At 64.8% G+C, this 12208-nt stretch carries 12 protein-coding genes; 5 read left to right on the top strand and 7 right to left on the bottom strand.

What is annotated here, in order from left to right; translation table 11 throughout:
- Positions 1-65: 65 nt before the first annotated feature.
- Positions 66-1367, top strand: a complete 1302-nt coding sequence (locus tag ACRECX_RS02095) for a UDP-glucose dehydrogenase family protein (protein WP_431557155.1) — start codon at positions 66-68, stop codon at positions 1365-1367.
- Between the two features lie 15 nt (positions 1368-1382).
- On the opposite strand, the gene ACRECX_RS02090 is transcribed toward ACRECX_RS02095, so the two are convergent.
- Together ACRECX_RS02090 and ACRECX_RS02085 are read right to left on the bottom strand one after the other, a co-directional pair.
- The gene (locus ACRECX_RS02090; RefSeq protein WP_431557154.1) at positions 1383-2807 is read right to left on the bottom strand and encodes a caspase family protein; all 1425 of its coding nucleotides are present in this window, start codon (positions 2805-2807) and stop codon (positions 1383-1385) included.
- A 129-nt stretch (positions 2808-2936) separates the two neighbouring features.
- A complete protein-coding gene (locus tag ACRECX_RS02085; RefSeq protein WP_431557153.1) occupies positions 2937-4337 on the bottom strand; it encodes a flavin-containing monooxygenase in 1401 nt (466 codons plus the stop codon).
- Positions 4338-4552: 215 nt separating this feature from the next.
- Between ACRECX_RS02085 and ACRECX_RS02080 the strand changes: the two genes are divergently transcribed.
- Together ACRECX_RS02080 and ACRECX_RS02075 are read left to right on the top strand one after the other, a co-directional pair.
- Positions 4553-5056, top strand: coding sequence for a hypothetical protein (locus ACRECX_RS02080; protein ID WP_431557152.1), 504 nt, complete (start codon positions 4553-4555; stop codon positions 5054-5056).
- 112 nt (positions 5057-5168) lie between these two features.
- Entirely contained in the window at positions 5169-6044 is an 876-nt protein-coding gene (locus ACRECX_RS02075) for a quinoprotein dehydrogenase-associated putative ABC transporter substrate-binding protein (protein ID WP_431557151.1), read from the top strand.
- A 2-nt stretch (positions 6045-6046) separates the two neighbouring features.
- On the opposite strand, the gene ACRECX_RS02070 is transcribed toward ACRECX_RS02075, so the two are convergent.
- Positions 6047-7282, bottom strand: a complete 1236-nt coding sequence (locus tag ACRECX_RS02070) for an ABC transporter substrate-binding protein (protein WP_431557150.1) — start codon at positions 7280-7282, stop codon at positions 6047-6049.
- Between the two features lie 364 nt (positions 7283-7646).
- Here ACRECX_RS02070 and ACRECX_RS02065 point away from each other — a divergent pair, with 364 nt between their 5' ends.
- Entirely contained in the window at positions 7647-8312 is a 666-nt protein-coding gene (locus ACRECX_RS02065; RefSeq protein WP_431557149.1) for a hypothetical protein, read from the top strand.
- A 43-nt stretch (positions 8313-8355) separates the two neighbouring features.
- On the opposite strand, the gene pqqE is transcribed toward ACRECX_RS02065, so the two are convergent.
- The 4 genes from pqqE to pqqA all read right to left on the bottom strand — a co-directional run bounded on the left by pqqE (position 8356) and on the right by pqqA (position 11073).
- On the bottom strand, positions 8356-9588 hold the full coding sequence (gene pqqE, locus ACRECX_RS02060; protein WP_431557148.1) for a pyrroloquinoline quinone biosynthesis protein PqqE: 1233 nt from the start codon (positions 9586-9588) through the stop codon (positions 8356-8358).
- The gene (pqqD, locus tag ACRECX_RS02055; RefSeq protein ID WP_431557147.1) at positions 9585-9890 is read right to left on the bottom strand and encodes a pyrroloquinoline quinone biosynthesis peptide chaperone PqqD; all 306 of its coding nucleotides are present in this window, start codon (positions 9888-9890) and stop codon (positions 9585-9587) included. Before pqqD ends, pqqE begins: the two co-directional genes overlap by 4 nt.
- Positions 9887-10609: a pyrroloquinoline-quinone synthase PqqC gene (gene pqqC / locus ACRECX_RS02050; RefSeq protein ID WP_431557246.1), complete on the bottom strand. Its 723-nt coding sequence runs from the start codon at positions 10607-10609 to the stop codon at positions 9887-9889. The genes pqqD and pqqC overlap by 4 nt, the downstream gene beginning before the upstream one ends.
- A 374-nt stretch (positions 10610-10983) precedes the next feature.
- The gene (gene pqqA, locus ACRECX_RS02045; RefSeq protein ID WP_069624483.1) at positions 10984-11073 is read right to left on the bottom strand and encodes a pyrroloquinoline quinone precursor peptide PqqA; all 90 of its coding nucleotides are present in this window, start codon (positions 11071-11073) and stop codon (positions 10984-10986) included.
- Between the two features lie 173 nt (positions 11074-11246).
- On the opposite strand from pqqA, the gene ACRECX_RS02040 reads away from it, so the two are divergent.
- Positions 11247-12176, top strand: a complete 930-nt coding sequence (locus ACRECX_RS02040) for a LysR substrate-binding domain-containing protein (RefSeq protein ID WP_431557146.1) — start codon at positions 11247-11249, stop codon at positions 12174-12176.
- The last annotated feature ends 32 nt before the right edge of the window (positions 12177-12208 follow it).

Genomic DNA, 12208 nt, shown 5'->3' with positions numbered 1-12208 from the left:
ACGGAAAGGCCGAATGGCCTAGGAACCAGGCGGCGGGGGACCTCTCGAATCCAAAGGGACGTTTCGTGAACATCTGCATGATCGGGGCAGGCTATGTGGGCCTCGTGTCCGCCGCCTGCTTTTCGGAGTTCGGCTGGAAGGTCACCTGCGTCGACAAGGATGCGGATAAGATCGAGCAACTGCGCCGCGGGCGCGTGCCGATCTACGAGCCCCGCCTCGAGGAGCTGCTCGAGCGCAATCTGCGCAACGGGCGCATCGATTTTAGAACCGAGCTCGGAGCCGCGGTGGGCGCGGCCGACCTCGTGTTCCTTGCCGTCGGCACGCCGATGCGGCGCGGCGACGGGCACGCCGATCTGACCTTCGTGTTCCAGGCGGTCGAGGAGCTGGCGCCGCATCTCAACGGCTTCACGGTGATCGCCACCAAGTCGACGGTGGCGGTCGGCACGAGCCGCGAGATCGAGCGGCGGCTCAAGGCGATCCGCCCCGATGCCGATTTCGCCGTCTGCTCCAATCCGGAGTTCCTGCGCGAAGGTTCGGCCATCTACGACTTTACCCACCCGGACCGGGTGCTGGTGGGCTGCGACGAGCCGCGCGCGCGGGCGCTGATGGAGCGCCTTTACAAGCCGCTCACCTTGCGCAACGCGCCGGTCATCGTCGTGAGCCGGGAGTCGGCCGAGCTCGCCAAGTATTCCGCCAACGCCTTCCTCGCCATGAAGATCAGCTTCATCAACGAGATCGCCGATCTGTGCGAGGCGGTCGGCGCCGACGTGCAGGAAGTGGCCACGGCGATCGGCGCCGACGGCCGCATCGGCAACAAGTTCCTGCATCCGGGGCCAGGCTACGGCGGCTCATGTTTCCCCAAGGACGTGGCGGCGCTGATCCGCACGGCGCGCGAGGCGCGCCAGCCGCTGTCGCTGATCGAGCAGGTGCAGACGGTGAACTCGGAGCGCAAGATCGCCATGGCGGGGCGCATCGAGCGCGCCGCCGGCGGGTCGCTCGCCGGCAAGACGGTCGCCGTGCTCGGTCTCGCCTTCAAGCCCGATACCGACGACGTGCGCGACGCGCCGAGCCTGATCCTCATTCCCATGCTGCAAGAGCGCGGCGCCGTGGTGAGAGCATACGACCCACACGCACGCGAGAACGCGGAGCCGATTCTCGCCGGCACGGTGTGGTGCGGCAGCGCGCTCGAGGCCGCAGAGGGCGCGGACGTGACCGTGGTGGTCACGGAGTGGAACGAGTTCCGCGCGCTCGATCTCAAGCGGCTCAAGGCGCGCATGCGCGGCGACGTGCTCGTCGACCTGCGCAACGTCTATTTGCCGGAGCAGGCGCGCGCGGCGGGCTTTACCTACGCGAGCATCGGGCGCTAGCTCGTGACGTCGCGGCTAGTTGCCGCCCGGCCAGTTGGTGGAGGGGAAGGCGCGCTGCAATTCGCGCTGCGCGTCGCTGATGCCGTCGTCTGCGGGCTTCTTTCGCTGCGCGGCCTTCGGCGTAGCGGCCGGCTGCTTCACCGTCTTCTTGGTCTTGGGCTGGGGCGTCGGCGCCGCCTGTTTCTTAGGGGCGGCCTTTGGCGCGACATCGGGCTTCGGGGTGGGTGCCACGACTTTCGTGGCGGGGCAGGGACCGCCCTTCCACGCCTTCAGCGCATCGAGAGTCGAGGCTTGCGGCGCTTCGAGCGGCAGGTCCAACTTGGAGAGAGTGTTGAAACGCTGCAGCGCGTCTTGGGAGAGCGTGTCCCAATCTGCGCTCGGCGTGCCGTCATAGCAGCCGAGCGTCTTAAGCTCGGCCGAGATATCCGCGGCAAGCTCCTGTTCGGTCCGCTCCGGGGGTAGAGGCGGGGGCGTGGATTGCGATGGCGCCTCGGGCTGCGGCTCGGCGTTGCCGTCGATCGCGGCGACCTTGGTGTCAGCGCCGGCGCCGGCGGCTTCGACGGCGATCTGGCGGTCCTTGGTCTCGCCCAGCGCCTGACCGGCCTTGAGGCGCTCGATCTCCTCGCGCAGCGCGGCGATCTCCGCCGCGGTCTTGTCGCCGCCGGCAACGGCCTGCGCCGGGCCAGGCTTGAAGAAGAACTGGCCCGTGAGCGATGAGTTCTCCCACGGCACCTGTTTGCCGCCGGTCTGCTCCAGCACGTCCTTGCGCACCTCGATCATCACGTCGTTGATGCTCGAGCCTTGGGTCGAGATGTGCCGCAGCAGCGCGGCGGTATAGGGGCTGTTGCGGCCCTCGCCGTCGAGCGCGACGTTGCCGGGCTGGGTGGCGAAGGCGATCATCATGCCGACCGCCTTCTCGATCTGGGCGAGGCCGCGGCCGACACTGAGCGAGCGGCTGGCGAGCGCCAGATTCGAAGCCAGCGGGTTGTCGCGGCAGGCGTCGAGGAACACCAGCGACAGCCGGCTGCTGCGCTCGAGCTGCTTCAGCACGAGGTCGAGCTCGACCGCCTCGAAGTCGAGATCCACGTCGGAAGAGAGTCTGGCATCGACCGGCGCCAGGAAATTCCGTCCCTCGACCTGGAGGCCGTGGCCCGCGTAGTAGAAGAGACCCACGTCGGCGCCGCGAACCTTGTCGGCGAACGTTCTGATGCGCGCGACCATGTCGCGCTTGGAAAGATCCGTGCCGTCGATGACCTCGAAGCCGAGCCGCCGCAAGAGCGCCGCCATGTCGGTGGCGTCGTTGCTGGGATTCTTCAGGGGCGCGGTGTGCTGATACGCCGAGTTGCCGATGACCAAGGCGACGCGCTGCTCGGCGCTGGCGGGGCCGAACGCCATCGCGAGACCTAGGCAGAAGATACAAGCGGCGAGAGGCCGGAGCATGAACGTCTCCATCCGCCGGGTCGGGCCGGTCTCCTGAAAGAGAGGCCGCGCGACACGACTAGCCGCAAACCGATGAACGGTAGCTGACCGCCGCGCCGCAGTTTGAATCTAGTCCCGTGACCGGCTCAGTCAACGGCGGGTTTCGAAGCCGGATTTGGCGGATTCGGGTGCGGTCCAGCCCTGAGGCGGCCCCATGAGACGCCCGAACTTCAGTCCGGCCGTGGCCATCGCCCCAAAGCGCCGCAAGTGCCGTCTCAGTGTCCGCCGGTAGGCATGATAATTGGTCTCGAGCCTGTGGCGTTCGCTCGGCACAAAGGTTCCCTCCGACATCGACGCGTGGCCGCGCGCTTTCGATTTGCGGAACCAGGCGGCGCGCTCATGACCCTCGGCTTGCGCCACGAGAAAGCTGGCGACGAGTTGCGACTGGAGGTCGGCAAGGCGCCAGATGCTGCCATTGGCCTGGATCAGGCCGACGGCGAACAGATCGTCGAACTCGGGGTGAAACACGTTTAGGTAGAGCAGGGGGCGTTTGTCGGGACCGAAGACGAGGCTGGTGTCGATGAACGGCATGGCGATGTCGTAGCCGGTGGCGAAGACGACGAGGTCGGCCTCGACCTCGGTACCGTCGCTGAAGCGCACCTTGTTGCCGGCGAATGCGGCGATCTCGGGCTTGATGCCGATGCGGCCGTGGGCGACGAGCTGCGGCAACACCGTGTTCATGGTCGGGTGCGCGTCCAAGATGCGATGCTCGGGCTCGGGCAAGCCGTAGCGCTCGTTCCTGCCGACCATGCGCCTGAGCCAACGCGTGTAGAGCCAGTTGCGGAAGCCGCGCGGCATCGGCACCTTCTCGAAGACATTGATGATGCCGTCCATGGGACGGCCGAACAGAAACTTGGGCACAAAGTACGTGCCGCGACGCATGCTGAGCCAGACCCGCTGCGCCACGCTCGCGCCGTCGACAGCGATGTCGCAGCCAGAGTTACCGGTGCCGACGACGACGATGCGTTTGTCGGCGAGCTGCTTGAGGGTGCGGTAGTCGCGGGAGTGCAGGATCTCGCCCGAGAACGCGCCGGGGATGTCCGGCATGCGCGGCGCGTAGTGGTGACCGTTGGCAATGACGAGCGCGCGGTAGAAGCGGGGCCGTTCTTCGCCGGCGATCTTCACGCTCCAGCCGCCGTCGGCGCGGTCGACGCGCTCGACGGCCGCATTGAACTCGATGTGGTCGAGAATGCCGAAGTTCAGCGCGTAGGCGCGCAAATAGACGAGCGTCTCTCGGTGCGAGGGGTAGATCGGATATTCCTCGGGGAAAGGATAATCCTCGAAGCCGGTATGGTCGCGGGACGACACGAGATAGGTGGTGTCGTAGACCACGCCAGTCCCGGTCGCTTGGTTCCACAAGCCGCCGATGTCGGGCTCCCGCTCCAGACAATCGAACGGGATGCCGCGCTCCTTGAAGGTCTTTGCGGCGGCGAGCCCCGAGGAGCCGGCGCCGATGATGCAGACCTTGTCGGGAGTGGCGTTGACGTCCATTGGTGAGCCGTCCCTGGCGTCTTTGTGACTCCGGTTACAGAACCCATATCCCTGATAACGCAGTGTTTATAACCGGCTCTCTTGGCCCGTGGCATACTATGGCGGCTATGGACAAGACCGACAAATCGCTTTGGCGCTACCTCGGCCTAGCGTTACGCTTTGCACGAAAAGGAGCTTTTCGCGGAGGGCTTGGGTTGCGTCTTCCAGCCGTGGCAATGGCTGCTACCGCAAGTCTCGGGCTGTTTTGGGGCAGCGCCGACGCCGGGCGCTGGTTGCCGACGGTCGAAAACCCCTACTGCGAGGTCACCACGTACACCTTGCGCGATGTACCGGAACAGGCGTCGTCGATGAGCGACTCCAGCGGCCGGCCGGTGATCGTGGTCAATCTCGCGACGCTGCGCGACGACCCATCCTACGGACGGTTCCTGATGGCGCATGAATGCTGCCACCACACGCTCGGCCATGTCGGCAAATATCGCGAGGGGCTCGGCCATATCGGACCGCAGCCGTTCTTCTACATCGCGCCGGCGTTGAAACAGATGGAACTCGACGCCGATTGCTGCGCCGTCAAGTTGCTGCGGCAGCGCCACGAGGCCGACAGCATCGAAGCGGCGCGGAGCACGATGGTGACGTTCGGCAAGCAGCCGACAGGGGCCTACTACCCGACCGGCGAGGAGCGCGCCGCGAACATCTCGGCCTGCGCGACGCAAGCCGAATAGGGCTGGCGGGGCGGCTCGCGCATCTCCATATCCTTAACGCCGCGCGCGGCCGGGGCTGCTCCCCGCGCCTTGCGTGCTATTGTGCCGGTTCCGAGATGACGAAGAGGCGGTGTTGAGCGGGAGAGCGTCGATAGGGCGTTGGGTACGGGCGGGCGCCCGTGCCATTGGCGTGGGCGCCGGCGCGCTCGGCCTCGTTGCGGTGCTGTGCGTGGCGGCGCTCGAGGAGGCCGGCGCGAACCGGCTGCTTCGCGTGTGCGCCGATCCCGACAACATGCCGTTCTCCAACAGCAAGGAAGAGGGCTTCGAGAACAAGCTCGCCGAGTTTATCGCCGATCGGTTGGGCGATGAGCTCGAATACACCTGGTTCGAGGAGTCGACGGGCTATGTGCCCAGCACGATGGGCCAGGGCGCCTGCGACCTCGTCATGGGATACGCGCAAGGGACAGGGCTGATCGACGACACCAATCCCTACTATTACACGTCGTATGTGCTGATCTACCGCGCGGACGACCCGGACCTCAAAGGCGTCGATCGGCTGTCGGACAAGCGGCTCAAGAACAAGCGGATCGGGCTGTTCGCGCGCACGCCGCCGGCGAGCCTGCTTGCCATGATTGGGCTGGAGGACAACGCCAAGCCGTTTGAAACCTATGCAGGCGAAAGCGCCGCGAAGACTGCGGAGCAAATGATCGCCGAGATTGCGTCAGGCAAGCTCGATGCCGCAATCCTGTGGGGGCCGGTCGGCGGCTACTTTGCGCAGAAGGCCGACGTGCCGCTTTCGGTCGTTCCCTTGGTCAAGGAAACCGCGGGGCCGAGCATCATTTACGGCATTACGCTTGGCGTGCGGCCGAACGAGCCAAGGTTCAAGCATGAGATCAACAAGGTGCTGGCCGAGAACCAGGCCGACATCAACGTGATCTTGCGGGACTATAACGTGCCGATCCTGACTCAAGAGGGCGAGCTGATCGCGGCCGGAACCGCCGACCGCTAACTTCACATCTTGCAGAGGCTCTCCGGCTCGTCGATGCCGAGCGTATCAACCTCGATCTCAGGGTGACTCGCGTGCGGGAAGCCGCGCTGCGGCGATACCGAGACCGGCACCTTGTCGGTGGCGATAAGGATCGGCTGCCGGAACTGCCCGTCCCAGGGGCGGAACTGCTGCTTGATGCCCTTGAACGTCGCGAGCTGAAGCTCGGGCCCGCGGATGAAGGCGGCGACGGTGGCGAAGTCGTTGTCCGGGTTGCGGGTTACCGCCTCGCCGATGGTGCGCGCCGCGACATAGGCCTGATAGTCGATGGGCAGCATCAGGCGGTCGAAGTCCTTCTCGAAATTGTTGTTGGCCTGGGTAGCACCCCATTTCTCGTGGCCGGGGCTCCAGGTGGTCGCGGTGAGGCCCGTGGTACCGGCGACGATCTTCGGCTCGCCGCCGCCGCGATAGGGCATCAGCGGACCGAATTGCTGTTGCTCGTCGGCGACGACGATGACGTCGTAGCTCTGGCTCGGCACCATGGCGCTATCGGCGCTCGCCTGCTTGCTCGGTGTCGGCTCCGGAATGACACCCACGTCGTCACGCCTGCCGCCCGAGACGTCCGCGTACTCGCGGATATCGACGATGATGGCACCGAAGCGCTTGGCGGCGCGCTTGATCGATTCGGTGTAGGCGAGGTCGGGCTCCGTCGACCCATGTACCAGGAGCCAGTCTTTCCAGTCCATGCTGATCAGGTACTGGGCCAGCGCATCTGCCAGCATGTGACGGTCAGGCACGATGTGCATGACGTTGATGCGGCAGTCGTCTTGCCGGAGCGCGACATCGGTGGCGCGCACGTTGAACAGCAGAACCTTCTTATCCTTCGCCCAATCGGCGAGCGCGAGCAGTGTGGGGGCAGAGGCATCGACGATGAAATAGTTGTGGCCGGAGCCGTGGAGCTTCTCCAGCGCGGCGAGCGCATCCTCCGGCGAGGCGACCGTCTCGGCATCGAGCGTATAGGCATGTCCGGTGAAGCGGCCGCCGGCATTGTTCTCCTCGATGCCCATCTCGGCGCCGGCGATGCCGGCGTTCTCCGGTTCGACATCGAGGCGGGATGCGGGCCGTGGACCGTCAGGTTCCTCGCGGATGTATCCGATGCGCAGCGGCAGCATCTCCGGCGACTGCGGGAGCTGGAATTCGACGCCGCCTTCCGGCCGCTGCTTCTTGGCGTCCTCGGCGAAGCCCGCACCCGGCGCGCTCAACAGGCCTACGGCCAGGAGACAGGCGAGCAAGGCGGGCGATCGGCGGGGGCGATGAGGCGACAAAAGCGCAAGCTTCATGACGATCGGACCGATGACACGGCTTTGTCGGAGCGTTGCTCGAACCCGGGAAGGGCCGTTGCCGGCCCAAAAAAGGCCGATCGAGCGGGCAGGCGCATGGTACCGATAAAGAAAGAGGCATTGCAAGGTGGAAACTTAGACAGGAATGACTGGCACCGTATTTTGCCGGGCAACGTTGAGCCGCAGTCGGGCCGAGTGTTGCAAAGGTGCATCCCGACCGGACAAAAGTTGTGCGGTGCGAAATTGGCAGGGATTGCATGCCGTCGGGGGGAGTAGACTATTGAGCATGGATTTCACGGTCGGATCGGCAATCAGATTCGGGTGGGAGACGTTCAAGACGCGCCCATGGTTCTTCGTGGGCGCGACCGTCATCATGGGCATCGCCTATCTCGTCCTCGGCACCCTTACGACGGCGATCGACACGACCACGGGCGGCTCCGCGGAGGAGCCGACTTTGCTCGGTACCATCGTCAATATCGGTCTCAGCACGCTTATCAATATGGGTGTGACGGCATTCTTCCTTGCCGCCCATCACAACCCGCAGGGGGTGGAATTCTCGGCGCTGTGGCATCCGCGGCCGTTCTGGAAGTTTCTCGGCGCCTCGATCCTCGTGGGGCTGACAATCGGCATCGGCTTCCTGCTGCTCATCGTGCCGGGCGTCATCGCCTTGCTGTTCTTCATCTTCACGACGTTCATCGTTATCGACCGCGAACTTGGGCCGATCGAGGCGATGAAAGAGAGCATGCGCATCACCAAGGGTTACCGCTGGCCGCTGCTCGGCTTCATCCTGGTGGTCGCGCTGCTGATGCTGGCGGGCGCGCTTGCGCTTCTGGTTGGGCTTCTGGTGGCGGTACCGGTCACGACGCTGGCGTTCGTGCACGTCTACCGGGTGCTGTCGGCCAAAGCAGGGCAGATCCCGCCACGGGTCCAGGACGCGACACTCGCTCCCTGACGCGCGGCTCGATCCTAAAGGAAGCAAGGTTGCCGCGCGCCGCCTACTCGGCGGGGACGGGCTGGCGCTCTTCTTTCTTTGCCGCGCTCGGGACGTTGCGCGGGTTGCGGTAGACGAACTCCGCCGGCGGCTTGGCCGCCTCTTCCTTGGCCAGCGCCACCATCTCGGCGTGGTAGGGCGAGAGTGCGCAAGCCGGATCGGTATTGCGCGGGTCGCGGGTGATGGCCATGGCCTGGCAGCGGCAACCGCCGAAGTCGATTTCCCTGAAGGCGCAAGAGCGGCACGGCTCCTTCATCCAGTCAGTGCCGCGGAAGGCGTTGAACGCGTCGGAGTTCAGCCAGATGTCGAGAAGCTTGCGGTCCTTCACATTATCGAAGTGAAGCTCGGGAATGGTCTCGGCGGCATGGCAAGGAAGCACCTTGCCCGCCGGCGTGATGTTCATGAAGCCCTTGCCCCAGCCGCCCATGCAGGGCTTCGGGCGCTTGGCGTAGTAGTCGGGCACCACCATGTCGATGGTGAGCACGCCCTTCAACCGCTCGCGCGCCGCCTCGACAAACTCGATCGAGGCCAAGGTTTCCTCATAGGTCGGGATGAGCGCGGCGCGGTTGAGGAACGCCCAGCCGTAATACTGCGCATGCGCGATCTCGAGACGCTGCGCGCCGAGATCGACGGCGAGGTCGACGTAGCGCGGCACGTTGTGGATGTTGTGGCGGTGGATGGGCGCGTTGATGGTGAGGGGTAGCCCCATGTCGCTCACCCAGCGGGCGACGTCGAGCTTCTTCTGCGTAGCGCCGGGATAGGCGCCGATCTTCTCGGCGTTCGCGGGATCGACGTCCTGGAACGAGATCTGAACGTGGTCGAGGCCGCGCGCCTTCAAGTCTTCGAGGCGATCGCGCTTCAAGGTGACGGCGGCCGTAATCAAGTTCGAGTAGAGGCTGGCTTCCGTGGCGGCGGAGACGATGGCCTCGAGGTCCTTGCGCGCGGTGGGCTCACCGCCCGAGAGGTGCACCTGCAAGATGCCCATCTCGCCGGCCTGGCGCATCACCGAGCACCACTGCTCGGTGGTGAGCTCGTTCTTGACGCCCTCCAGCTCGACCGGGTTGGAGCAATAGGGGCACTGGAGCGGACAGCGATGGGTCAGCTCGGCGAGCAGGCCGACGGGCGCACGGGCGCACAGAGCCGCGGTCGTGTCTTCGCTGCCGACCACGCCCTCGGTCGGCTCGTCATCGACGGCGAGCGACTCGATATGTCCGTTGCCTTTGAACTCCTCGGTCATCCCTTTATGTATCCCTTATCGGCCAAGTCTTGCAGCAGCTCGACGACATCGGCGGCGATGACATCGGCCGGCGCCGAATATTCCTCCGCAAGCTTGGCGGCGATCTCCTCCACAGTCCGGTTCCCGTCGCAGAGTTGCAGCACCGCGACGGCAGTCTGATCAGGCGTCAGAATTCGCTCTGGCGCCAGAAGCACCCACCGCCCGCGCCCCGCGTCATGGCGGAGCTTCAAATAGGGCGGCAATTTTGGCCGCGTCTCTCGGCCGACAATGAGCCGGCCGGGAGACTTGTGTTCGTTCGTCATGCCTCACCGGGCACGAACGCGCCCGGGGGGATGTTTCCCGGCTCGACATAGGCGTAGTGCAGCGCGTCGAGTTGCGCCCACAGCACGTTGCATTTGAACTTGAGCGCCTCGAGCACCGCGGTCTGCGCCTCGGGCGTGCGCGCGTTCTTCTTGGCATATTCGAGCGCGAACTCGGCGTCGCGCGGGGCCTGGGTCAGGCGGCGCTTGAAATACTGCATCACGTCGTCGCTGATGAAGTCGTAGTTCTCCAGCATGCCGGAGATGCGCTCTTTGTGGATCTTCGGCGCGAACAGCTCCGTCAGCGAGGAGGCCACGGCCTCCACCAGGGTCTTCTCGCGCACGAAGTTGACGTAGGCCTCGACGGCGAAGATGGTCTCGGGCAGGGCGCCTTTGCGCGAGATGACGTAGTCGCGGTCGAGACCGAGACCGTCGGTCAATACGAGCCAGCGCTCGATGCCGCCTTCCTCGTCGCCAAAGCCGTCATGGTCCATGATGCGATGGATCCACTCGCGGCGGAGCTCGCGGTCATGGCAACGGCTGAGCAGGGCCGCGTCCTTGCGCGGCACGGCGGACTGATAGCAGTAGCGGTTCAAGGCCCAGGCCTGGACCTGGCCCTTGTTTAGCTTGCCGCCATGCAAGAGCTTATGAAAGGGATGCCTGTCGTGATATTGGGCGGCGCCGATGGCGCGCAGCTCCTGCTCCAGTTCGTCGGGGCTCATAATCTTGGTCACGGTCTATACCTCGATCTCAACCATTGGCTTCAGAGGATAACGTAGCCCAGCGCTGCTGCCGCCTACTTGATGCGCGTCAATCCTCAAATATTTGCCACTAATCGCGCTTCTGAACCGGCGCCTTCTGAACACATTATACCATGTCGCAACATGGTGAGGCCGAATGAGAGTTTCATGACTCGTTCATGAACACTGCGTTGATGCCGGATTAAGAACGCCTGAAGCGGCTCCGGCCTTCCGCTGGCGCATCGTAATCCGAACAATCGTGGGGCGCCATTGCTGCGTCCCGAGCCAAAAGCAAAACGGCGACCTGGCAGGAGCCGGATCGCCGCTTCGCGATTTCCGAGATGAGAAAAGCCGAATTAAGCGCGATCCAGCTCGGCCGGCAGGTAACTCGTCACCTCCATGCCGGACTCCGTCTCCTCGATCGTCGGCTTGTGCCACTCACGCATATTGCTCTCCTTCCGCGAGTTTAAGACCAAGCGTCGGTCGGGGCGGCCCCCTTGCGGCTTTGCGAACCCGAACTCAGTGGGACAGCCCGACTCTGCCCCTTTATATTGGGTGCCGCGGGTGATAATTTCAAATCGTAAAACCTTATAGGAAGCATAAGCCGCCCTTATCGCCAATGGTGTCCCTTAGGCAGCTGCGCTACCTCGAATCGCTGTCGGAAACGCGCCATTTCGGCCGCGCCGCGGAGGCGTGCGCCGTGAGCCAACCGGCGCTCAGCATGCAGATCAAGGAGCTCGAGGACGATCTCAAGCTGAGCCTGGTGGAGCGGCGCAAGTCCGGAATCGAGCTCACCGAGAAAGGTGAGGAGGTGGCGCGGCGCGCGCGCACTATTCTCGCTTCGGTGCGCGATCTCATAGACTACGCCAAAGGGCAGGAGGGGGTGCTCTCGGGCGTGCTCAAGCTGGGCGCCATCCCCTCGATCGCGCCGTATCTTTTACCGGCCGCGCTGCCCGAGTTGCAGCGCCGCTTTCCTGCGCTCAACCTCCAGCTGCGCGAGACGCTCACCGAGAATCTCGTGCGCGAGCTTGTGACCGGCGATCTGGACGTTATTCTCATCGCGTTGCCGATCGACGATCCGGAGGTGGAGACGCATTATCTGTTCGACGACGTCTTCATCTTGGCGACTAAGGCGACCAAGGCGACGCCGGGCCGCGCGCGGCAACGCAGCGCGACGGCCGACATGCTGTCGGACGAGCGGCTGCTTTTGTTGGAGGAGGGGCACTGCTTGCGCGACCAGGCGCTATCGTACTGCCACATGATGACCCGCGAGGCGCGCGAAAGCTTCGGCGCATCGAGCCTCGCTACCATCGTGCAGATGGTCGCCAACGGCTATGGCATCACGCTGCTGCCGGAGATGGCAATTTCGAGCGAAATCCATCGGGGCGGCGATATTCACCTGCTGCGCTTTCCGGCGCCGGAGCCGAAGCGCGAGATCGGGCTCGCGTGGCGCAAGACGTCGCCGCGCAAGGCGGAGTTCGTTCAGTTCGCGCAGCTTTTGTGCGACGTCGTGCGGAAGCCGCGTAAGAAGGGAGGCCGGCGACGCTGACCACGCAAATCGCCATAGGGCTGGCGCTGCTC

Origin of the sequence: Methyloceanibacter sp., assembly GCF_050726195.1 — a bacterium.
Taxonomy (GTDB): Bacteria; Pseudomonadota; Alphaproteobacteria; order Rhizobiales; family Methyloligellaceae; genus Methyloceanibacter.
Note: the sequence above shows the minus strand (reverse complement) of the source record. Positions and strands in the feature narration are given on the sequence as shown.

What these genes read in the sequence shown, in the direction of transcription:
- pqqA (WP_069624483.1), bottom strand. Translation starts at nt 11,073, where the DNA reads ATGCGTGAGTGGCACAAGCCGACGATCGAGGAGACGGAGTCCGGCATG.
- ACRECX_RS02065 (WP_431557149.1), top strand. Translation starts at nt 7,647, where the DNA reads ATGGATTTCACGGTCGGATCGGCAATCAGATTCGGGTGGGAGACGTTC.
- pqqD (WP_431557147.1), bottom strand. Translation starts at nt 9,890, where the DNA reads ATGACGAACGAACACAAGTCTCCCGGCCGGCTCATTGTCGGCCGAGAG.
- pqqC (WP_431557246.1), bottom strand. Translation starts at nt 10,609, where the DNA reads ATGAGCCCCGACGAACTGGAGCAGGAGCTGCGCGCCATCGGCGCCGCC.
- pqqE (WP_431557148.1), bottom strand. Translation starts at nt 9,588, where the DNA reads ATGACCGAGGAGTTCAAAGGCAACGGACATATCGAGTCGCTCGCCGTC.
- ACRECX_RS02090 (WP_431557154.1), bottom strand. Translation starts at nt 2,807, where the DNA reads ATGCTCCGGCCTCTCGCCGCTTGTATCTTCTGCCTAGGTCTCGCGATG.
- ACRECX_RS02085 (WP_431557153.1), bottom strand. Translation starts at nt 4,337, where the DNA reads ATGGACGTCAACGCCACTCCCGACAAGGTCTGCATCATCGGCGCCGGC.
- ACRECX_RS02040 (WP_431557146.1), top strand. Translation starts at nt 11,247, where the DNA reads ATGGTGTCCCTTAGGCAGCTGCGCTACCTCGAATCGCTGTCGGAAACG.
- ACRECX_RS02080 (WP_431557152.1), top strand. Translation starts at nt 4,553, where the DNA reads ATGGCTGCTACCGCAAGTCTCGGGCTGTTTTGGGGCAGCGCCGACGCC.